Raw genomic sequence first — 22,293 nt, forward strand, 5'->3', positions numbered from 1 at the left:
TATCTTTCAAAACCTGCCCAGCCCCTGCCGGCGTAGTTGCAGCTTTTTGCCGAGCCCAAATAAGAGAAGCAATACTCCATGATCACAGAGCCTTCCAGTGCTGCACCGCCGTCGCGGCCGTTAACCCGTAATGACTATAAAACCTTGTCGCTGTCTGCTTTGGGCGGTGCGCTGGAGTTTTACGATTTCATCATCTTTGTATTTTTTGCCACCGTGGTCGGCAAGCTGTTCTTCCCGGCGGACATGCCGGAGTGGCTGCGCCTGATGCAAACCTTCGGCATTTTTGCTGCGGGTTATCTGGCACGGCCGCTGGGTGGCATTGTCATGGCGCACTTCGGCGACCTGCTGGGGCGCAAGAAGATGTTCACTTTGAGCATCTTCATGATGGCGGTGCCGACCCTGATCATGGGCTTGCTGCCGACTTATGCACAGATCGGCATGTGGGCGCCGATTCTGTTGCTGCTGATGCGCGTGATTCAGGGCGCGGCGATTGGCGGTGAAGTGCCGGGTGCCTGGGTGTTTGTGGCCGAGCATGTTCCGCCGCGTCACGTGGGCTATGCCTGCGGCACCCTGACCTGCGGCCTGACGGCGGGCATTTTGCTCGGTTCGTTGATGGCCACTGCGATCAATACGATCTACACCCCGGCGGAAGTGGCCGATTACGCGTGGCGAATCCCTTTCCTCATGGGGGGTGTGTTCGGACTGTTTTCGGTGTATCTGCGGCGCTGGTTGCACGAAACCCCGGTGTTCGCCGAGTTGCAGCTGCGCAAGGCCCTGGCTGCAGAAGTGCCGCTCAAGACCGTGTTGCGTGATCATCGCGGCGCAATTGTGATTTCGATGCTGCTGACCTGGTTGCTGTCTGCCGGGATCATCGTGGTCATATTGATGACGCCGACCGTGCTGCAAACCGTGTACGGTTTTTCTGCCACCACCTCATTGCAAGCCAACAGTCTGGCCATCGTCTTTTTGAGCTTTGGCTGTATTGCTTCGGGGGCACTGGCTGACCGCTTTGGTGCCGGCAAAGTCTTCGTGCTGGGTTGCGCCGGACTGCTGATCACCTCGTGGACCTTCTACCACAGCCTGTTGCAGCACCCGGACTGGTTGTTTCCCCTGTACGCCTTGAGCGGATTGTTTGTAGGCACCATCGGCGCTGTGCCCTATGTGATGGTCAAAGCCTTTCCGGCGGTGGTGCGTTTCAGTGGCCTGTCTTTTTCCTACAACCTGGCCTACGCCATCTTTGGTGGCCTGACCCCGATGGCCGTAACCCTGCTGCTTAAAGAAAGCCCGATGGGCCCGGCGTACTACGTGGCAATCATCTGCACCATGGGCTTGCTGGTCGGTGCCTACCTGTGGAAAAAGGGCCGCTGATCGAGCCGGCCTCGTCGTCACACATAATTAGCCTCTCCAGAAAGGCCATCATTTGTAAACAATGATGGCCTTTCATCCAATTGTCACAATCGGTTCATAGAGTGGTCACATGGCCTGAAGATACTGGCCCCCGATTCATCTAACCCCGTTTGTTAGGAGTAAGGCATGAAACTGAAGCGTGTGATGGCGGCCCTGACTTTTGTTGCCGCTGGCGTTGCGACTGCCAATGCGGTTGCCGTTGGTGTTGACCCGGCTATTCAGCCCTACGTGAAGACCACCGGTGTGTCGGGGAATCTGTCCAGCGTTGGTTCCGATACCCTGGCGAACCTGATGACCCTGTGGGCTGAGGCTTACAAAAAAGAATACCCGAACGTGAACATCCAGATTCAGGCTGCCGGTTCTTCGACCGCGCCACCTGCGATTACTGAAGGCACCGCCAACCTGGGCCCGATGAGCCGCAAGATGAAGGACAACGAACTGGCTGCCTTCGAGCAGAAGTTCGGCTACAAGCCGACCGCCATCCCGGTGGCTGTTGATGCCCTGGCGGTATTTGTCCACAAGGACAACCCGATCAAGCACCTGACCATGGAGCAGGTTGACGCGATTTTCTCGTCGACCCGTTTGTGCGGCGCCAAAGCTGACGTTAAAACCTGGGGCGACCTGGGTGTGACCGGCGATCTGGCGAACAAGCCGGTTCAACTGTTTGGTCGTAACTCGGTATCCGGCACTTATGGCTACTTCAAGGAAGAAGCCCTGTGCAAAGGCGACTACAAGCCAAACGTGAACGAACAGCCGGGTTCCGCTTCGGTGGTTCAGTCCATCAGCAGCTCGCTGAACGGCGTGGGCTACTCGGGCATCGGTTACAAAACCGCCAGCGTGAAAACAGTGCCTCTGGCTAAAAAGGGCAGCACCGAGTTCATTGAAGACACCGAAGAAAACGCACTGAACGGCAAATACCCGTTGTCGCGTTTCCTCTACGTGTATGTGAACAAGGCACCGAACAAGCCGCTGAACCCGCTGGAAGCCGAGTTCATCAAGCTGGTGTTGTCCAAGCAGGGCCAGGAAGTGGTCGTGAAAGACGGCTATATCCCGCTGCCAGCCAAAGTCGCTGCCAAAGCACTGGCTGACCTGGGCTTGAAAGAAGGCGCATAAACGAGAGCTCTGTAGTCGCTGACGAAGGCTGCGGCAAGGTCCGAAGGACCTTCAAAAACGGGTCTGCTACGCAGCCCGTCGTAGCCTCCGGCAGCCGCTACAGGCGCTCCTGATTCACCTCATTTTTCGCTCCGCTGCCAGCACCACTGGGCGGCGGATTTTCTGCGTCACTGCTTTGTCATCTTTCTGTCATACAGGATCGCTAGGGTGTGCGCATGAATGATCTGGCCAATTCCCCAATGACTACAACATCCGCTCCCAAGCGCATTGATTTCAATACCCCTGAACTCAAGCGCAAGCGTCGCATCCGCGCGCTAAAAGACCACCTGACCCGCTGGTATGTATTTATCGGCGGTCTTGCCGTGCTCGGCGCGATCACCCTGATTTTCTTCTTCCTCGGCTATGTCGTGTTCCCGCTGTTTCAGGGCGCAGACCTCAATGCCAAGCAGGCGCTGACTCCGGTATGGATGCAGGATGCCGGCAAGCCGCTGATGATTTCCGTAGAGGAGCAGAATCAGGTCGGTATGCGTGTGTCCGACAAGGGCATGGTGCTGTTCTTTAACGCCAAAACGGGCGACGAGTTGTCGCGGGTCAACTTGCCGTTGCCTGCGGGCACACAAGTGACGTCGATCGGTGAAGACCAGCCGGGTAATCCGGTGGTGGTCCTGGGCCTGTCCAACGGTCAGGCCCTGGTGTTCCGTCACAGCTACCGTGTCAGCTACCCGGATAACAAAAAGACCATCACCCCGGCCATTGAATACCCCTATGGCGAAACGCCGATTGTGCTCGACCCCCAGGGCCGTGCGCTGGATCACGTGAACCTCAGCGTGAACGATTCGACGCTGGTGTTGGCGGGTTCGAGCGGTGCGCAGTTGAACGTGCTGTCGATGGTCAGCGAAGAAAACATGATGACCGGCGAGGTCACGAATTCCGAGACCCGCATCGACCTGCCGCAAATGACCGAACAGGTCAAAGCGCTCTACGTCGACCCGCGCCAGCAGTGGCTGTATGTGGTTAACGGGCGGGCGCAAGCCGATGTGTTCAGCCTGCGCGACAAGAGCCTCAACGGGCGCTACAAGCTGGCTGATGACGCCACGACCGAGATCACCGCCAGTACCCAGTTGGTGGGTGGTATCTCGCTGATCTTCGGCGACTCCAGGGGTGGGCTGAGCCAATGGTTCATGGCGCGCGATCCGGATGGCGAGCAACGCTTCAAGCACATCCGCAGTTTCCAGATGGGCACCTCGCCGATTGTCGAGATCACCGCCGAACAACGTCGCAAAGGCTTCCTGGCCCTGGACGCTGCTGGTGAAATCGGTGTGTTCCACAGCACCGCGCATCGCACCCTGCTGGTCGAAAAAATTGCTGAAGGCCCCGGCATCATGGCGTTGTCGCCACGGGCCAACCGCATCATCGTGGAAGAGGGCGGCAAGCTGCTGCCACTGACCCTGAAAAACCCGCACCCGGAAGTGTCCTGGAGCGCGTTGTGGAGCAAGGTCTGGTACGAGAACTACGACGAACCTAAATACGTTTGGCAGTCGACGGCTGCCAACACCGACTTCGAACCGAAAATGAGCCTTGCGCCATTGACCTTCGGTACGTTGAAGGCGGCGTTCTACGCCATGTTGCTGGCCGCTCCGCTGGCTGTTGCTGCCGCGATCTACACCGCTTACTTCATGGCCCCGAGCCTGCGGCGCAAGGTCAAGCCGGTGATCGAGCTGATGGAAGCGATGCCCACGGTAATCCTGGGCTTCTTCGCCGGTCTGTTCCTGGCGCCTTATGTCGAGGGCCATCTCCCGGGGATTTTCAGCCTGCTGATGCTGATGCCCATCGGCATCCTGGTGGCGGGTTTCACCTGGAGCCGCCTGCCTGAGTCGATCCGCCTGCGGGTGCCGGACGGCTGGGAAAGCATGATCCTGATCCCGGTGATTCTGTTTGTGGGCTGGCTGTCGCTGTATATGAGCCCGTATATGGAAGCCTGGTTCTTCGGCGGCGACATGCGCCTGTGGATCTCCCACGACCTGGGCATCACTTACGACCAGCGCAATGCTCTGGTGGTGGGTCTGGCGATGGGCTTTGCGGTCATCCCGAACATCTACTCGATTGCCGAAGACGCCGTGTTCAGCGTGCCGCGTGGCCTGACCCTGGGCTCGCTGGCGCTGGGTGCCACACCGTGGCAGACCATGACCCGGGTGGTCATCCTGACCGCCAGCCCGGGGATTTTCTCGGCGCTGATGATCGGCATGGGCCGTGCGGTAGGCGAGACCATGATTGTGTTGATGGCCACCGGCAACACCCCGGTCATGGAAATGAACCTGTTCGAAGGCCTGCGCACATTGGCGGCGAACGTAGCGGTGGAAATGCCGGAGTCGGAAGTGGGCGGCAGTCATTACCGCGTGCTGTTCCTCTCGGCGCTGGTACTGCTGCTGTTCACCTTCGTCATGAACACCCTCGCCGAGCTGATTCGTCAGCGTCTGCGCAAGAAATATTCGTCGCTTTAAGGAAGGTAGAAGTCTGTGAAACAGAACTCCCTCAAAGGTTGGTTCAAGAGCGGCGCTCCCGGCGTCTGGATCAGCGGTGGTGCGGTTTCCATCGCGGTCATCATGACCATCGGTTTGCTGTCGGTCATCGCGGTGCGTGGTCTGGGTCACTTCTGGCCGGCAGACCTGGTGCACGCGCAGTACGACGTACCGGGTAATGCCAATCACGTGCTGATCGGCGAAGTGGTGCAAAAGGAAGAAGTACCGCGCGAGCGTCTGAAAAGCGCCGGCCTGCCGGTGCCCGATCAAGGCCCAGAGTTCATGACGCGGGAGCTGATCAAGGTCGGTAACCGTGACCTGAACGGCAACGACTTCACTTGGGTGGTCGGCGAGTGGCTGACCAACCAGTCCACGCCGCCGGAGCTGATGGCCATCGAGCGCCGCGAATGGGGCAATTTTTACGGCTATCTGGTCAACGTGAAAGAAAACGGCAAAGTGATCGCCGAAGGTGCTGCGGCCTGGCCTGAACTGCAAGCCCGGGTCAAACGTATCAATGAACTGGCGGCACAACTCAGCCAGCTGGAAAAGAAAGACATCGGTGCGATCAACTACGGGCTGGAGCGTATCCGCCTGCATGGTCGCAAGCTGGAGCTGGACGGCAAGCTCACCCCGCAAGCGCAAGCTGACATGGAGTCGGAACGGGCCGAACTGAACGCCCGCTACAAAGCCATCGAAGAGCGTTTGGGGGACTTGCACGCGCAGTTCAATCGCGACAGCCTCACGGCCCGCGACGCCAACGGTAAAGAGCTGGAAATCAGCATCGGCAAGGTGGTCAAGGCCTACCAGCCGAACGCGATGAACAGCTGGCAGAAGCTGGGGATGTATTTCAGCAATATCTGGGAGTTCCTCACTCAGGACCCCCGTGAAGCCAACACTGAAGGCGGGATCTTCCCGGCAATTTTCGGCACCGTGATGATGACCCTGATCATGGCCGTGATCGTCACGCCGTTCGGGGTGCTGGCGGCGGTGTATCTGCGCGAATATGCCAAGCAAAACACCCTGACCCGGGTGATCCGCATTGCGGTCAACAACCTGGCCGGTGTCCCGGCCATTGTGTACGGCGTGTTTGGCCTGGGCTTCTTTGTGTATGTATTGGGCGGCTCGGTGGACCGGCTGTTCTTCGCCGAAGCACTGCCGGCGCCGACCTTTGGTACGCCGGGCCTGATGTGGGCCTCGCTGACCCTGGCGCTGCTGGCGGTGCCGGTGGTGATCGTGGCCACTGAAGAAGGGCTGGCGCGTATTCCGCGTACCGTTCGCGAAGGCTCGCTGGCGCTGGGTGCCACCAAATCCGAGACCTTGTGGAAGATCGTGCTGCCGATGGCCAGCCCGGCCATGATGACCGGCATGATCCTCGCGGTGGCCCGTGCGGCCGGTGAAGTGGCGCCGCTGATGCTGGTGGGCGTGGTCAAGCTGGCACCGTCGCTGCCGCTGGATGGCAACTACCCGTACCTGCACCTTGACCAGAAGATCATGCACCTGGGCTTCCATATTTATGACGTGGGCTTCCAGAGCCCCAACGTCGAAGCCGCACGCCCGCTGGTATACGCCACCGCGCTGCTGCTGGTACTGGTGATCGCAACGCTTAACTTGTCGGCGGTATGGATTCGTAACCACCTGCGCGAGAAGTACAAGGCGCTGGAAAGCTGATTGATACACGTAAGGGTCATGTGGGAGCTGGCTTGCCAGCGACGGTTCAGATGTACACCGCGTTGTCCGGATCGTCGGCAAGCCGGCTCCCACAATAATCATGTAAACCTCTGGCCCTGATAAGCGGCCAGAGGTAAGCGAAATGAATTTTTAGCGTATGGAGCAACCCATGCAGCATGAATCTCCCACCCACGGCATCAACATGTCAGCCCTGGGCCGCAGCAAACAGAGCCTGCGCCTGGCTGACGAAGCCGTCGCCATTGAAGTACCGGGCCTGAACCTTTACTACGGTGAAAAACAGGCGCTGTTCGACGTCAGCCTGAACATCCCCAAGCAACGGGTTACCGCGTTTATCGGCCCGTCGGGTTGCGGCAAGTCCACGTTGCTGCGCACCTTCAACCGGATGAACGATCTGGTGGACGGTTGCCGTGTCGAGGGCGAGATCAACCTGTACGGCAACAACATCTACCGCAAGGGCGAGGATGTGGCCGAGTTGCGTCGGCGCGTCGGCATGGTGTTCCAGAAACCCAACCCGTTCCCCAAGACCATCTACGAAAACGTGGTCTACGGTCTGCGGATCCAGGGCATCAACAAAAAGCGCGTGCTCGACGAAGCGGTAGAGTGGGCACTCAAGGGCGCGGCGCTGTGGGATGAGGTCAAGGACCGTCTGCACGAGTCGGCCCTGGGTCTGTCCGGCGGCCAGCAACAGCGTCTGGTGATTGCCCGTACCATCGCAGTTGAGCCTGAAGTACTGCTGCTCGATGAGCCGTGCTCGGCACTCGACCCGATCTCGACCCTGAAAGTCGAAGAGCTGATCTACGAGCTCAAGTCCAAGTTCACCATCGTGATCGTGACCCACAACATGCAGCAGGCAGCCCGGGTTTCGGACTACACCGCGTTCATGTACATGGGCAAGATGGTTGAGTACGGCGACACCGATACCTTGTTCACCAACCCGGCCAAGAAACAGACCGAAGACTACATCACCGGGCGCTATGGCTAGCAGCAGCTGCAGCCGTTGGCCTCAAGCGGCAAGTAAATGCAGTTTGGCGTAACGACACAATCAACTTGCAGCTTGAAGCTGGTCGCTTGAAGCTTTTGCGGAGCAAAACCATGATTTCAAAGGATGGCCTCACCCATCACATTTCCGCGCAGTTCAACGCGGAACTCGAAGACGTACGCAGTCACTTGCTGGCGATGGGCGGCCTGGTGGAGAAACAGGTCAACGATGCCGTCACGGCATTGATCGAGGCCGACTCCGGCCTGGCGCAACAGGTGCGCGAGATAGACGATCAGATCAATCAGATGGAGCGCAACATCGACGAAGAATGCCTGCGCATTCTGGCCCGTCGCCAGCCGGCAGCCTCTGACCTGCGCCTGATCATCAGTATCTCCAAGTCAGTGATCGACCTGGAGCGCATCGGTGACGAAGCGACCAAGATCGCTCGCCGTGCCATTCAGCTGTGTGAAGAAGGCGAGGCGCCCCGGGGTTATGTCGAAGTGCGGCACATCGGCGATCAGGTACGCAACATGGTGCGTGATGCACTGGATGCGTTCGCCCGCTTCGATGCCGACCTCGCACTGTCGGTAGCCCAGTACGACAAAATCATCGATCGCGAGTACAAGACCGCACTGCGCGAACTGGCCACTTACATGATGGAGGACCCGCGTTCGATCTCGCGTGTGTTGAGCATCATCTGGGTTCTGCGTTCGCTGGAGCGTATTGGCGACCATGCGCGCAATATCTCCGAGCTGGTGATTTATCTGGTGCGCGGCACGGACGTGCGGCACATGGGCCTCAAGCGCATGCGCGAAGAAGTTGAAGGCACAGGCGGTGATAAAGCTAATGTTGTGCAGTCTGCTGACGATAAATAAGACTGCCCGAGATAAAAAACGCCCGGCTCTAGCCGGGCGTTTTGGTTTTTGGCATTCATATTCAAGGCGCTCTGCGAACGTTAATGCCGTTGGGGTGCCTGTCGGTCTTGGCACATTGCTTTGAATGCGGGCAGGGTGGTCAGGATTTTAAAGGAGCAGTCGATGAGCAAGGTCAGTGTGCTGGTGGTGGATGACGCGTCGTTTATTCGCGATCTGGTTAAAAATTGCCTGCGTAACTATTTTCCGGGCATCAGGACCGAAGACGCAGTCAATGGCCGTAAAGCCCAGGCATTGCTGACCCGTGAGACTTTCGATCTGGTGCTGTGCGACTGGGAAATGCCGGAGATGTCCGGCCTTGAACTACTGACCTGGTGCCGTGAGCAGGATCATCTGAAAACCCTGCCGTTCATTATGGTGACCAGCCGCGGGGACAAGGAAAATGTGATTCAGGCGATTCAGGCCGGGGTCTCAGACTTTGTCAGCAAGCCCTTCACCAACGAGCAGTTGTTGACCAAGGTGAAGAAGGCTTTTGCCAAGGCGGGTTTGCTGGATGCCGTGATGAGCAGTGCACCTGCACGCTTGAGCAGCGCCTTCGGTAACGACTCGCTGAATGCACTGACCGGTGGCAAGGCCCAAGTAATCACCCCGGCTCCTGCTGCGGTTGCACGTCCGGTGGCGCCAGCAGCAAAACCTGCCGCTCAGGTGCCGGCTGGTCGGGGTCAAGGGCAGCTGCGCCTGGCCAGCGGCACCCAGGCGTGCGTGATCAAGGCCCTGAGCCTCAAGGAAGCGCTACTGGTGGTGCGTCGCGGTGAAGTGCTGCCTCAGGTATTGGCCAGTGCGGTACTGGACCTTGAGCAGGGCGAGAACGCCGAGGTTGCGCGCCTCAATGGCTATCTGCATGCCATCGTGGCTTACGAGCCCAGGCCGGACAGTGACTGGTTGCAACTGACGTTCCGCTTTGTCGATCAGGATGCCGAGAAGATGAACTACCTCTCGCGGCTGATCGCCCACGGCACCGTGCAGAAGCACTTTGTGCCGGGAGCCTGAGATACGCCGGGCAAGTCCTGCAGGAGCGAGCTGTTTTCAGCCAGGCTAAAGAGCTCGCTCCTGCAGGGGGGTAAGCAGAATCAGGGCAGTTGCAACCCGCCTGACGCTTTATGAATCGCCCGCAAGTGCTCGCCGATCTGTTTGACGTTGGCTTCGGTGGCAGCAATTTCCGCCGCCCGGGCCGGTTCAAGCAGGCCGCGCACTTCCTGGTCCAGGTCAGTGGTCAGGCGCAGCAGTTGCTGCTGGCGCTGGCTGCTTTCGGACTGGAGCACTTCCCACTCTTTGGCTTGCGGCAGGCCATAACCACTGCTGCCGAGCAACTCGGCCGGGCGGCTGAGAAAGCCGCTGGTGGCGAGAATCTGCTGCAGGGTTTTATTGGCTTTATCCATGCCGCCATCCTTGAGCCCGCGGGCGCCCAGGTACTTTTGCTTGACCTCGTCCTGGGCCAGCAGCAGTTGTCGACGAAAGCTGGCCTGCTCAAGCAATAACAGCGCAGCACTCGAGCGCAGGTCCGCCTTCTCGATCCACGGCCGGCGTTCGTCGGCATTCAGGGCCAGCCAGTCTTCAACCGTGGTCTGTTTGATTGGCAGGCGGGTTTTGAGCACGTCGAACATGGCTTGATAGCGGTCGCGGTAGGAGTCAAACCGGTAACCCAGGCGCAGGGCCTCTTTCGGATCCTCCAGCACGCTGGTGTCGGCCAGCCCGCGGCCCTCAAGCACTTCAAGCAGGCCATTGGGCACGATGCTGTCGAGCCCTTTGAGCTGGCTATTGTCGCTACCGCTGCGCAGCAGCTTCAGGGTTTCCACCGCGCAGTTGTTGGAGATGAAGTAATAGTTGCCGTCATAGCTCCAGTGCATCTCGGCAGCGTGCTCAACCACTTCTTCAATTTCGGGGCGGCTCAACTTGAGCGGCACCGAAGCCAGGCTGCGCAGTTCGGTCTTGGTGTATTCGTCGATAACCTGGGCCAGTGGCAACACAAACAAGCGTGACGGGTAAGCCCCGGTCAGGCCGTCCCAGCTTGAAAGCTGTACGTCATTGACGAATGCCCGGTAGGACAGAACCAGGTGTTCTTGCAGGTCGAGGCGACAGTCCGGGCCGCGCGGGCGTCCGGGGGCGCAGATCACCAGGCGCAGCATGCTGTGGCCCCAGCGGCTGGCCCACTCCTGGTTGGCCTCGGCCAGCAGGTAGTCGACGGCGTAGACCCGCTCCGGGTCGACGGTGCCCAGGGGCTGCAGGGCAAAGTCGTTACCGGCGTTGAGGAAGGCGAAGCCTTTGGGGCATTCGTCCCTGGCCGCCGGGGCCCAGCCGAAATGCGCCTTGTAGTAGCGGTAGAGGGCTGGGCGGCGACAGGCGTAGGCCGGGTCGAGGAGGAAGTACTCCATGTTGACCGCCACAAACTCTTTGGGGTTGGTGACTTCGTAAAGGTCCGGGCTGCGAACGATCTGGTGGTTGTCTTGCTCGCGCTCGCCACGGCGTCCGACATATTGCTGCCAGCCGGCCAGGTCGAGCAGCCGTGGATCATCGCTGAGGGTGAAGCGGCGTTCGGTCTGGCCGCGGCATTGATCGGGCAGGCCAATGATTCCGGAGCTGTTGCTTTGTCTGCTGCAGCGCAGGATCAGGCTGCGATCTGCGGCGGGCCAGAGTCGGGCGCGGTCGTAGATGTGGGTCAGTTCGTGCAGCACAGTGGCGAGCATTTCCCGGCGCACGGTGCCTTGGGGACGGTTGGTCTGCAGGGTGGCGGCAGAACCGTCGGTCAGCCCGGCCAGCAGCTTGCGATTGAGGTCCAGCTCTGACACCAGCGACGCCTGGCCGTAGGCATTGCTTGGCATGTCATCGGTCCAGCCCACCAGAATCTGTCGGTCCAGCTGCTCGATAAAACGCGGTGGCAGGCTCTGCATGGCCTCGTCCAGCAGAGCCTGGCTGGCCTGTTGTTCAGCCGGGCTCAGGCCTTCGGTCTTGAGTTGCAGATGCAGAGCGGCCTGGGCACTGCCCGCAAGCAGCAGGCCACAAACGAAGAACCAGCGCGTTAACCGCCTCACAGTGCGAGTATGGCTTCGGCGAGGACCTGGTCGCTGGCGGTACGGGCTTCTGGGACTCGCTCACGCAGGGTGCTGAAGGCTGATTCCAGCTGCACACCGCGAATGTCGCCCTGGCTGGCAACGAAAGTGGCGGCGTCATCCTGAGCCTCGCGCACGACTTTGGAGTCGCGGATCGAGGTGGTGGTGTCCGAGGTGAAGTCAATGGTGCGACCAAAGGCCCGCACAATGATGTTGCTGGTCTGGACCAGGGTCTGTGCCTGTGCCACGTCGGCGAGCAGCAAAAGACCCAGGGTCGCGACAATTAAAGGGCTACGCATGAAACATCTCCAGAAAATGCGGGTATTTATTGGACGAGAATTGCTTGTGCCAGTTCAAGGTCGCTGACACTCAATTCTGGATGACTCCGGCGCAGGCAGCGCAAGGCAGATTCCAGCTGCGCTCCTCGCAGTTGGCCGTCACTGGCAATGAAGACGCCAGCATCATCCTGGGCGGCACGTATCAGTTTGTGATCAAAGGGCGCGGACGTCACTTTACTGGTGACGTAACCACTGAGCACCACATTCTGGGTGGTCAGATCGAAGGCATGGGCTGTGTGTGTCCAGCAGAGTGCAAGCAGAGCTAAAGAGGAAAAGCGCATGGGTCTCGAGGCAGTTGGAATGAGACTCAAGGCTAGCGTAATGGCCGGGGCAGAGCCAGCGCGAGGCGGGGTTCTTCATGAAGCGGCGGGGCGCAGTGTTTCTTCTGCGGGCAAGCCTGCCCCACAGGGGGGCAGGCGTATCCGAAAATCAAATGGTCAGGATTGCCTGGGCCAGTTGAGCGTCGGTGGCCTGCAACTGTGGTGCTTGCTGGCGGATGGCCTCGAATGCGCTTTCCAGTTTCACACCGCGAATGGTTCCTTCGCTGGCTACAAAGCTGGCGGCGTCGTCACGTGCAGCACGCACGATCTTGTTGTCGCGGAACGAACCGGTGGCGTCGGACGTCAGGTCGGAAGTGGCCTTGAGGGTGCCCACGATGCTATCGGTGGTGACGATAAAGCTTGAGGCATTGGCGCTTGCAGCAAGGGTCAGCAAGGCAGCGGCGCTAAACAGACGAAGGGTGGGCATGGTGAGACTCCAAAACATGAGCTTATTAAAATAGACGCTTATGGCTCGAATAGTAGGCGCAGGGCAGCGCTGAGCAAAGGATGTTTTGCCGATTGGAGTACGCAAAGTGCTTTGGATCAAGTATTTGTGTAACTGTACCTGTCTGTTTTAATGTTTTTAGAAACTGTACCTGTGTGGCTATGGCCTCTTAAAAATGCGCCCCATAAACGACAAAACCCGTCAGCGGTAATCCGCGACGGGTTCTGTTTTTTCAATTCAGGGTGCTGGCGATAGACCGGTGGTCAGGGCCAGCGAGCGCTCATTAGCGCCAGAACGGCTTGCTCAGCTCTTCGTAACGCTGTGCTTCGCTAATCCCGGCATCAGCCAGAAGACGCGAGTCCAGGCGAGCCAGTTGATGGCGGCTGGAGATTCGGCGCTGCCACAACATCAAGTTGGCAAGAACGCGCAAAGGCATGGAAGCCTGGTTGTTTACTGTGTTGCTTTCGTTGAACAGATCGGAACTGAGTGTACGTTCCATGACGGCATCCTTCCGCTTGTGGCGGCATTGGCTAGTGGTTTAACTGATGCCAATGATCCTCTTCTGTGTCCATACACAGTAGATACAGTTCAACTGTATTGCGATGGGCCAGTTAACTGTTTAGGGGTGCTGTACGGCCATAAATGAGCACAACTGTACCTGTCAGCACCAATGTGGTGCGAAACGGACTGTTTTGGCAGGGGGGAGGCGGGGAGGGGCCATGAATTGACCGGTACAGTAGTACAGTTTTTGAAATTTACGCCAAAAAAAGCCGCTGGCAAATAGTGTTTTTTGTCAGCGGCTGTCTAGAACGGGAGTTACGGCAGCATTTTCCCGGTTTCTTCGAGGTTGATATGCCAGCTCAGGGCTTCACGCAGTATGTGCGGCGTGTGGCCGCCAATAGCGCAGGCTTTGTTGAAGTAATCGTTCAGCGCTTCGCGGAAGTCCGGGTGCACGCAGTTGTCGATGATGACCCGTGCGCGCTCGCGTGGGGCCAGGCCACGCAGGTCGGCCAGGCCCTGCTCGGTGACCAGGATATCGACGTCGTGCTCGGTGTGGTCGACGTGGCTGACCATGGGCACAACGCTGGAAATCGCTCCGGCTTTGGCAATCGACTTGGTAACGAAGATCGCCAGGTGTGCGTTGCGGGCGAAGTCACCCGAGCCGCCGATGCCGTTCATCATCCGCGTGCCGCAAACGTGGGTGGAGTTGACGTTGCCGTAGATGTCGAACTCGAGTGCGGTGTTGATTCCGATGATGCCCAGGCGGCGAACTACTTCCGGGTGATTGGAGATCTCTTGCGGGCGCAGGACCAGTTTGTCCTTGTAGCGCTCGAGGTTGCCGAACACGTCGGCATTGCGACGGCTGGACAGGGTGATCGAGCTGCCCGAAGCAAAGCTCATCTTGCCGGCGTCGATCAGATCGAAGGTCGAGTCCTGCAGTACTTCGGAGTACATGGTCAGGTCTTCGAACGGCGAGTCGATCAGCCCGCACATTACCGCATTGGCAATGTTGCCGATGCCTGCCTGCAGCGGACCAAGCTTGTTGGTCATGCGCCCTTCTTCAACTTCCTGCTTGAGGAAATTGATCAGGTGGAAGGCGATACCGTCGGTTTCGCTGTCCGGCTCGGACACGGTGGACGGAGAGTCCGGCTTGTTGGTGATCACGATGGCGACGATTTTTTCCGCCGGGATCGGGATCGCGGTGCTACCGATGCGGTCGTCGACTTTGACCAGCGGGATCGGTGTACGCGTCGGACGGTAGGTCGGAATGTAGATGTCGTGCAGACCTTCCAGATTCGGGTTGTGCGCCATGTTGATTTCGACAATCACCTGTTTGGCGAAAATCGCGAAGCTGGCGGAATTGCCTACGGAGGTCGTTGGAACGATATGACCTTGCTCGGTAATTGCGACGGCCTCGATAACGGCGATGTCCGGCAGGGTCAGTTGCTTGTTGCGCAATTGCTCGACGGTTTCGGACAAATGCTGGTCGATGAACATCACTTCGCCGGCGTTAATGGCCTTGCGCAGGGTGCTGTCGACCTGGAAAGGCATGCGCCGAGCCAGTACGCCGGCTTCAGTCAATTGCTTGTCGAGGTCGTTGCCCAGGCTGGCGCCGGTCATCAGGGTGATTTTCAACGGCGACAGCTTGGCGCGTTCGGCCAATGCCTGGGGGACGGCCTTGGCTTCGCCGGCACGGGTAAAACCGCTCATGCCGACGGTCATGCCGTCTTTGATAAGGTCGGCGGCTTCTGCGGCGCTCATGACCTTGTCGTGTAGGGAAGTTAGGCGAATACGTTCACGGTACATGGATTGTTATCTCGGGCAACGGAAGCAAGAGGCGCAGTCTATTCATTTTCAGAGCCTTTCGTCCCGCTACCATGGTCGAATGCCAGCGGCCGATTTAGAGCCTTTGGTCGGGTTCTTTATAAATAGAAAAACCCCGGCCAATTCAGCTCCGGGGTTCTCGGTGTTGCAGGGGCGGGGATGTTACTCGACCGCTTTAACCATATCTTCAATAACTTTCTTCGCGTCGCCGAAGACCATCATTGTTTTATCCAGATAAAACAATTCGTTATCCAGACCGGCATAGCCGCTGGCCATGGACCGTTTGTTAACGATGACGGTTTTGGCTTTATAGGCTTCGAGGATCGGCATGCCGGCAATCGGCGATTTAGGATCGTTCTTGGCCGCCGGGTTGACCACGTCGTTGGCGCCCAGTACCAGCACCACGTCGGCCTGGCCGAACTCGGAGTTGATGTCTTCCATCTCGAACACCTGGTCGTAAGGCACTTCTGCCTCGGCCAGCAGTACGTTCATGTGGCCGGGCATGCGGCCCGCTACCGGGTGAATGGCGTACTTCACGGTCACGCCGCGATGGGTCAGCTTCTCGGTCAGTTCTTTAAGTGCATGCTGGGCCCGTGCCACGGCCAGGCCATAGCCCGGAACGATGATCACGGTGTCGGCGTTCATCAGCAGGAACGTGGCGTCGTCAGCCGAGCCGGATTTCACCGGGCGCGCTTCTTTCGAGCCTGCCGGGCCTGCGGTATCGACTGCGCCACCGAAGCCGCCGAGGATCACGTTGAAGAACGAGCGGTTCATCGCCTTGCACATGATGTACGACAGGATCGCACCCGAAGAGCCGACCAGCGAGCCGGCAATGATCAGCATCGAGTTGTTCAGCGAGAAGCCGATGCCTGCCGCTGCCCAGCCGGAGTAGCTGTTAAGCATCGAGACCACGACCGGCATGTCGGCGCCGCCAATCGGGATGATGATCAGCACGCCCAGTACGAACGCCAATGCCAGCATCAGTGCGAAGGCATTGAGGTTGCCGGTCAGCATAAAGGTGATGCCCAGTGCCAGCGTGGCCAGGCCCAGTACCAGATTCAGTTTGTGTTGACCGTTGAACTGTACCGGTGCGCCCTGGAACAGGCGGAACTTGTATTTGCCCGAGAGCTTGCCGAAGGCGATGACCGAACCGGAGAAGGTAATGGCACCGATGGCCGCGCCGAGGAACAGTTCCAGACGGTTACCGGCAGGGATGGCGTCGCCCAGATGTTTGACGATGCCCAGCGATTGCGGCTCTACCACCGCAGCGATGGCAATGAAGACTGCCGCGAGGCCGATCATGCTGTGCATGAAAGCGACCAGCTCAGGCATTTTGGTCATTTCGACACGTTTGGCCATGATCGAGCCTGCGGTGCCGCCTACCAACAGGCCGACAATCACGTAGCCGATGCCTGCGGTCGCAATTTCGCTGCCCAGTTTGTAGATCAGGCCGACGGTGGTGATTACCGCCAGACCCATGCCAAGCATGCCGAAGAAGTTGCCGCGGCGTGAGGTGGTCGGGTGCGACAGGCCTTTCAGCGCCTGAATAAAGCAGATCGATGCAACCAGATAAAGAACAGTGACCAGGTTCATGCTCATGGCTTGCGCACCTCTTCTTTGGCTTTAGGTGCTTTCTTCTTGAACATTTCCAGCATGCGCCGGGTGACCAAAAATCCACCGAATACGTTTACGGCTGCCAGTGCGACCGCCAGGGTGCCCATGGTTTTACCCAGTGGCGTGACCGTCAGTGCGGCGGCAAGCATGGCGCCCACGATCACAATGGCGGAGATGGCGTTGGTGACGGCCATCAGGGGCGTGTGCAATGCAGGGGTTACGTTCCAGACCACGTGATAACCGACATATATAGCCAGCACGAAGATGATCAGGTTGTAGATACCGGGGGAGATGAGCTCTTCCATGTTTTTATCCTCAGCCGTTTTTGCGCACGACTTGACCGTCGCGGCACATCAGGCACGCGGCGACGATGTCGTCTTCAAGGTTGATCTGGAACTGCCCTTCAGGGGTGAAGACCAGCTTGAGGAAGTCCAGCAGGTTGCGGGCGTACAGCGCGGAGGCGTCTGCGGCAACCATGGCAGGCAGGTTGGTGTAGCCGACGATGGTGACCCCGTGCTCGACCACGACCTGGTCGGCAACGGTCAGCGGGCAGTTGCCGCCCTGGGCCGCTGCCAGATCGATGACCACAGAACCGGGCTTCATTTGCGCGACGGTTTCTGCACTCAGCAACACAGGTGCCTTGCGCCCCGGAATCAGTGCGGTGGTGATAACAATGTCGGCCTGCTTGGCGCGTTCGTGAACGGCCAGAGCCTGGCGCTGCATCCAGCTGGCAGGCATTGGTCGGGCATAACCGCCGACGCCGACGGCGCATTCGCGTTCTTCGTCGGTTTCGTAGGGTACGTCGACAAATTTGGCGCCCAGGGATTCGATCTGCTCTTTAACCGCAGGTCGTACATCCGACGCTTCGATGACGGCACCCAGGCGCTTGGCGGTGGCAATCGCCTGCAGACCCGCAACACCGGCACCCAGGATCAGCACCCGTGCAGCTTTAACGGTTCCGGCGGCAGTCATCAGCATCGGCATGAAGCGCGGATAGTGGTGAGCGGCGACCAGAACTGCCTTGTAACCGGCAATGTTGGCCTGGGATGACAGCACATCAAGACTTTGCGCACGGGATGTACGGGGGGCGGCTTCAAGAGAGAAGGCGGTGATCCCGCGTTCGGCCAGTTTGGCAATGGTTTCATTGCTGAACGGGTTGAGCATGCCAATCAGTACGGTGCCGCTACTGATCAGGGCCAGTTCGCTGTCGCTCGGGGCGACGACTTTCAGAATCAGCTCGGCGCTGAATGCATCTGTGGCGCTGCCAATAGTCGCGCCTGCAGCTTCATAGGCGCTGTCAATAACGCTGGCATTAACACCGGCGCCACTTTGAACAGTCACCTTATGGCCTTGGCCGATCAGCTTCTTGATGGTTTCGGGGGTTGCAGCAACCCGCGTTTCACCCGGTTGGGTTTCGAGAGGAACACCAATGTGCACGTCATATCTCCTGCGTGATCTTTTATAAGAAAGCCAGCGCACTACGAGTGGTGCATCTGGGGCGGCCGATCAGCACGACCCCGCCTGAATGCAGGTGGGGCGGGGCATTCTGCCGTCGATTTTTTTGGCCTTCAAGAACTTATGGAGGGTGACGGGATATTAACTACAAGTCATGCAGTGACCGAATGTCGCAAGGGTCAGCTGCAGCCCTTTGAATACATGGCTTGTAATGATTTGAGGGGGTTTTTGAGTTTTTTTCAGATTTCTTTTGGTTATCGCAGCATAACTTTCGGAAATACCCTGCAGGCCGCGTGGTTACTGCCTTGCAGGTTTGTCCAGTTAGACAAAAGTAACGAGTGTAAAATAGCGACATTTGCTTATATATGTAGTGCTTTTTTATGCATCACTACATAGTTTGTCCGGACGATGCGGGGAGTCAGGTAAGGCTGTAGATCGCGGCCTGCTTGATCAGCCAGTCGCGAAAGGCCTGCAGAGAGGCCGATTCAATTTTGCGCTCGGGGATCATTAAGTAGTAAGCCTTGGTGCTGGAAAGCGGGCGTTCATTGGCAATCACCAGGCGCTTCTCGGCCAGTTCGCGCTGAATCAGAAAAGGCGGGATCAGGGCGACCCCCATGTCGTGCATGGCGGCCTGGGCCAGCATCGAAAACAGCTCATAACGTGCGCCGGTCATGTCGCGTGGCACGTTCATGTCCTGTGCGTTAAACCACTGTCGCCAGGCGTAGGGGCGAGTGGTTTGTTGCAGCAGGGGCAGTTCTGCGAGGGTTTCTGCGCTCAGGTGTTGGGCTGCACCCAGTAAAGAAGGGCTGCATACCGGTACCGGGTTTTCACCCATCAGGCGGTAGGACGATGTGCCGGACCAGTCGGCATCACCGAAGTAGATGGCCGCGTCAAAATCGGTGTCGGCGAACAGGAAGGGGCGTGTTCGGTTGGTCAGGTTGACCGTGACGTCCGGGTGTTGTTGCTGAAAGTCCTTCAGACGGGGTAGCAGCCATTGAGTGCCGAAGGTAGGGACAAGGGCCAGTTCAATGGTGTTGGCGCCTTGTTGGCCCATGACGGACAGGGTGTCCCGTTCTACTGCATCCAGTTGAGTTGCAACCCGCCGACTGTAGGAAAGGCCGGCTTCGGTCAGCTTTACCCCGCGTTTGGAGCGTCTGAACAGTTCTACGCCAATGAACGATTCGAGGCTGGCTATCTGTCGGCAAATGGCCCCTTGGGTGAGAGATAGTTCTTGTGCGGCCTTGGTGAAGCTTTCGTGGCGCGCCGCTGCCTCAAAGCTGATCAGGGCTGTGGTGCTGGGGATTTTGCGGCGCATGTACGACATCCTCACTAAAGACGGCCATAAATGGCTTTTTCATTGGCTACAGAGTGAGAAATTATCATAACAGGGTGCGTAATCCTCGTTTGTCCTTCTATTAAGGGCGGCCTAGGATCGATCTACGACATTTGATCTATTTCACGAGGGTTCTCTGATGGCGGGTAAAGCAAGCTTCAACTGGATTGATCCACTGTTGCTGGATCAGCAACTGACTGAAGAGGAGCGCATGGTGCGCGACAGCGCTGAGCAATTTGCCCAGGACAAGCTGGCGCCGCGTGTTCTTGAAGCTTTCCGTAATGAGAAGACCGACCCGGCGATCTTTCGTGAGATGGGTGAGACAGGTTTGCTGGGGGCGATGATCCCTGAGCAGTACGGCGGCAGCGGTCTGAACTATGTCAGCTACGGTCTGATTGCCCGTGAAGTAGAGCGGGTCGACTCGGGTTATCGCTCAATGATGAGCGTGCAGTCGTCTCTGGTGATGGTTCCGATCAATGAGTTTGGTACTGAGGCGCAGAAGCAGAAGTATCTTCCCAAGCTGGCCTCGGGTGAATGGATTGGCTGCTTTGGTCTGACAGAGCCGAACCATGGTTCCGACCCGGGTGCGATGATTACCCGTGCTCGCTCTGTGGATGGCGGCTACAGCCTGACGGGCAGCAAGATGTGGATCACCAACAGCCCGATCGCGGATGTGTTTGTGGTTTGGGCCAAGGATGATGAAGGCGACATTCGTGGCTTTGTTCTGGAAAAAGGCTGGAAGGGTCTGAGCACGCCTGCGATTCACGGCAAGGTTGGTTTGCGTGCATCCATCACGGGCGAAATCGTTATGGATAACGTGTTTGTGCCTCAAGAGAATATCTTTCCGGATGTTCGCGGTCTGAAGGGGCCTTTTACTTGCCTCAACTCGGCGCGTTACGGGATCTCGTGGGGTGCATTGGGTGCTGCCGAGTTCTGCTGGCACACCGCGCGTCAGTACACCCTGGATCGCCATCAATTTGGGCGGCCTTTGGCAGCGACTCAGCTGATTCAGAAAAAGCTGGCTGACATGCAGACCGAGATTACCCTGGCGTTGCAAGGCTGCCTGCGTCTGGGGCGGATGAAGGATGAAGGCACTGCGGCGGTGGAGATTACATCGATCATGAAGCGCAACTCGTGCGGCAAGTCGCTGGATATCGCCCGTATGGCTCGCGACATGTTGGGCGGCAACGGTATTTCCGATGAGTTCGGCGTGGCGCGTCACCTGGTCAACCTGGAAGTAGTGAATACCTATGAAGGGACGCATGACGTGCATGCCTTGATTCTTGGGCGTGCGCAGACCGGTCTTCAGGCGTTCTATTAACAGGAGCTCGGCTCATGGGTGCTTTGTCGCATTTGCGGGTGCTGGATTTGTCGCGGGTTCTCGCCGGGCCGTGGGCGGGGCAGATACTTGCTGACCTCGGGGCTGAGGTCATCAAGGTCGAGCGCCCCGGCAATGGTGATGACACACGCGCCTGGGGGCCGCCGTTCCTGAAGGATGCGTATGGCGAGAGTACGGGGGAGGCAGCGTATTACCTGTCGGCCAATCGTAACAAGCAGTCAGTGACGATCGACTTCACCAAGCCGGAAGGTCAGCGACTGGTGCGAGAACTGGCTGCGAAGTCCGACATCTTGATCGAAAACTTCAAGGTTGGCGGGCTGGAGGCCTACGGGTTGGACTATGGGTCGCTCAAGGCGTTGAATCCAGAGTTGATCTACTGCTCGATTACCGGGTTTGGACAGACCGGGCCTTACGCCAAGCGGGCCGGGTATGACTTTATGATTCAGGGTCTGGGCGGCCTGATGAGTTTGACTGGTCGGCCTGAGGGCGACGAGGGGGCGGGGCCGGTAAAGGTTGGTGTGGCGCTGACGGATATATTGACTGGTCTTTACTCGACGGTGGCAATTCTGGCGGCCCTGGCCCATCGGCAGCAGGGTGGCCACGGTCAGCATATTGATATGGCGCTGCTGGATGTGCAGGTGGCTTGCCTGGCGAATCAGGCGATGAACTATCTGACTACAGGTGTCGCTGCGCAGCGTCTTGGCAATGCTCATCCGAATATCGTGCCGTATCAGGATTTTCCTACGGCCGATGGCGACTTCATCCTTACGGTGGGTAACGACAGTCAGTTTCGCAAGTTTGCTGAAGTGGCTGGTCGTCCCGAGTGGAGTGATGACCCGCGTTTTGCGAGTAACAAGCAGCGTGTCGCCAATCGCGCAGTGCTGGTGCCCCTTATAAGGCAGGCAACAGTTTTCAAGACTACGGCTGAGTGGGTGTCGCAGCTGGAGGCGGTTGGCGTGCCGTGTGGGCCAATCAATGATTTGGCGCAGGTCTTTGCAGATCCGCAGGTCCAGGCGCGTGGGCTGTCGATGCAGCTGCCCCATGCGCTGGCTGGCCTGGTGCCGCAGGTGGCGAGCCCGATCCGTTTATCCGAGACGCCGGTGGAGTACCGTAATGCGCCTCCTTTGTTGGGGGAGCATACGCAACAGGTCCTGGAGCGAGTGTTGGGGCTGGAGCATGGGCTGGTGGAAGCCCTGCGTGAGGCGGGTGTGCTGTAGCTATATATAGAGGGGTGCGTCAGCACCCCTCTATATATGCGTGGCGGGTATGATTTTGGGTTAATTGATAGAGTCACTCAATTAGCCCTTGACTCAGAATTCCAACGGCCTATAATTCGCCCACTTCCGGCGCAGTCGAAACGGAAAACTCCTTGAGTTTCAATGAGTTGGATGGTTCTTCGGCAGTGTCAGCTTCAAGTCATCGAAGCAGGAAATGAGGT

Annotated in this window: 19 protein-coding genes; 9 read left to right on the plus strand and 10 right to left on the minus strand. The window is 58.4% G+C overall.

Annotation, left to right across the window (positions count from 1 at the left end; translation table 11 throughout):
- The first annotated feature begins 78 nt into the window (after positions 1-78).
- The 7 genes from EQV90_RS18275 to EQV90_RS18305 all read left to right on the plus strand — a co-directional run bounded on the left by EQV90_RS18275 (position 79) and on the right by EQV90_RS18305 (position 9,629).
- The gene (locus EQV90_RS18275) at positions 79-1,368 is read left to right on the plus strand and encodes an MFS transporter (RefSeq protein ID WP_240878520.1); all 1,290 of its coding nucleotides are present in this window, start codon (positions 79-81) and stop codon (positions 1,366-1,368) included.
- Between the two features lie 165 nt (positions 1,369-1,533).
- The gene (locus EQV90_RS18280; RefSeq protein ID WP_003438133.1) at positions 1,534-2,520 is read left to right on the plus strand and encodes a phosphate ABC transporter substrate-binding protein PstS; all 987 of its coding nucleotides are present in this window, start codon (positions 1,534-1,536) and stop codon (positions 2,518-2,520) included.
- Positions 2,521-2,735: 215 nt separating this feature from the next.
- Positions 2,736-5,021 carry an ABC transporter permease subunit gene (locus EQV90_RS18285; protein ID WP_161720132.1) on the plus strand — a complete coding sequence of 762 codons (2,286 nt, stop codon included), beginning with the start codon at positions 2,736-2,738 and terminating at the stop codon, positions 5,019-5,021.
- A gap of 15 nt (positions 5,022-5,036) precedes the next feature.
- Positions 5,037-6,707: a phosphate ABC transporter permease PstA gene (gene pstA, locus EQV90_RS18290; RefSeq protein WP_003438137.1), complete on the plus strand. Its 1,671-nt coding sequence runs from the start codon at positions 5,037-5,039 to the stop codon at positions 6,705-6,707.
- A 169-nt stretch (positions 6,708-6,876) separates the two neighbouring features.
- Positions 6,877-7,710 (plus strand): phosphate ABC transporter ATP-binding protein PstB, encoded by an 834-nt coding sequence (gene pstB, locus EQV90_RS18295; RefSeq protein WP_127196925.1) that lies wholly within the window; start codon positions 6,877-6,879, stop codon positions 7,708-7,710.
- A gap of 110 nt (positions 7,711-7,820) precedes the next feature.
- On the plus strand, positions 7,821-8,582 hold the full coding sequence (gene phoU, locus EQV90_RS18300; RefSeq protein WP_003438141.1) for a phosphate signaling complex protein PhoU: 762 nt from the start codon (positions 7,821-7,823) through the stop codon (positions 8,580-8,582).
- Between the two features lie 162 nt (positions 8,583-8,744).
- Positions 8,745-9,629 (plus strand): response regulator, encoded by an 885-nt coding sequence (locus EQV90_RS18305; RefSeq protein ID WP_240878521.1) that lies wholly within the window; start codon positions 8,745-8,747, stop codon positions 9,627-9,629.
- An 80-nt stretch (positions 9,630-9,709) separates the two neighbouring features.
- Here EQV90_RS18305 and EQV90_RS18310 read toward each other — a convergent pair whose 3' ends face one another.
- The 10 genes from EQV90_RS18310 to EQV90_RS18355 form a co-directional block, all read right to left on the minus strand.
- A complete protein-coding gene (locus tag EQV90_RS18310) occupies positions 9,710-11,668 on the minus strand; it encodes a DUF4105 domain-containing protein (RefSeq protein ID WP_240878522.1) in 1,959 nt (652 codons plus the stop codon).
- A complete protein-coding gene (locus EQV90_RS18315) occupies positions 11,665-11,985 on the minus strand; it encodes a DUF2388 domain-containing protein (protein ID WP_010657071.1) in 321 nt (106 codons plus the stop codon). The genes EQV90_RS18310 and EQV90_RS18315 overlap by 4 nt, the downstream gene beginning before the upstream one ends.
- A gap of 26 nt (positions 11,986-12,011) precedes the next feature.
- Entirely contained in the window at positions 12,012-12,305 is a 294-nt protein-coding gene (locus EQV90_RS18320; protein WP_003438149.1) for a DUF2388 domain-containing protein, read from the minus strand.
- A gap of 148 nt (positions 12,306-12,453) precedes the next feature.
- Positions 12,454-12,771 (minus strand): DUF2388 domain-containing protein, encoded by a 318-nt coding sequence (locus EQV90_RS18325; protein ID WP_003438151.1) that lies wholly within the window; start codon positions 12,769-12,771, stop codon positions 12,454-12,456.
- Between the two features lie 301 nt (positions 12,772-13,072).
- Positions 13,073-13,288, minus strand: a complete 216-nt coding sequence (locus tag EQV90_RS18330; RefSeq protein WP_003438153.1) for a DUF1127 domain-containing protein — start codon at positions 13,286-13,288, stop codon at positions 13,073-13,075.
- A 317-nt stretch (positions 13,289-13,605) separates the two neighbouring features.
- Positions 13,606-15,096 carry an acetyl-CoA hydrolase/transferase family protein gene (locus tag EQV90_RS18335; protein WP_003438154.1) on the minus strand — a complete coding sequence of 497 codons (1,491 nt, stop codon included), beginning with the start codon at positions 15,094-15,096 and terminating at the stop codon, positions 13,606-13,608.
- Positions 15,097-15,276: 180 nt separating this feature from the next.
- Positions 15,277-16,713, minus strand: coding sequence for an NAD(P)(+) transhydrogenase (Re/Si-specific) subunit beta (locus EQV90_RS18340; protein WP_003438156.1), 1,437 nt, complete (start codon positions 16,711-16,713; stop codon positions 15,277-15,279).
- On the minus strand, positions 16,710-17,033 hold the full coding sequence (locus EQV90_RS18345; protein ID WP_003438157.1) for an NAD(P) transhydrogenase subunit alpha: 324 nt from the start codon (positions 17,031-17,033) through the stop codon (positions 16,710-16,712). Before EQV90_RS18345 ends, EQV90_RS18340 begins: the two co-directional genes overlap by 4 nt.
- A gap of 10 nt (positions 17,034-17,043) precedes the next feature.
- The gene (locus EQV90_RS18350; protein ID WP_127196922.1) at positions 17,044-18,165 is read right to left on the minus strand and encodes a Re/Si-specific NAD(P)(+) transhydrogenase subunit alpha; all 1,122 of its coding nucleotides are present in this window, start codon (positions 18,163-18,165) and stop codon (positions 17,044-17,046) included.
- Positions 18,166-18,601: 436 nt separating this feature from the next.
- Complete coding sequence (locus EQV90_RS18355) at positions 18,602-19,498, minus strand: LysR family transcriptional regulator (protein WP_010657074.1); 897 nt, start codon at positions 19,496-19,498, stop codon at positions 18,602-18,604.
- Between the two features lie 157 nt (positions 19,499-19,655).
- Between EQV90_RS18355 and EQV90_RS18360 the strand changes: the two genes are divergently transcribed.
- Together EQV90_RS18360 and EQV90_RS18365 are read left to right on the plus strand one after the other, a co-directional pair.
- A complete protein-coding gene (locus EQV90_RS18360) occupies positions 19,656-20,837 on the plus strand; it encodes an acyl-CoA dehydrogenase (protein ID WP_003438163.1) in 1,182 nt (393 codons plus the stop codon).
- A 14-nt stretch (positions 20,838-20,851) separates the two neighbouring features.
- On the plus strand, positions 20,852-22,072 hold the full coding sequence (locus EQV90_RS18365) for a CaiB/BaiF CoA-transferase family protein (RefSeq protein ID WP_240878523.1): 1,221 nt from the start codon (positions 20,852-20,854) through the stop codon (positions 22,070-22,072).
- The last annotated feature ends 221 nt before the right edge of the window (positions 22,073-22,293 follow it).

It is taken from the genome of Pseudomonas sp. TMW22089 (assembly GCF_022496645.1).
In the GTDB taxonomy this organism is placed as follows: Bacteria; Pseudomonadota; Gammaproteobacteria; order Pseudomonadales; family Pseudomonadaceae; genus Aquipseudomonas; species Aquipseudomonas paraversuta.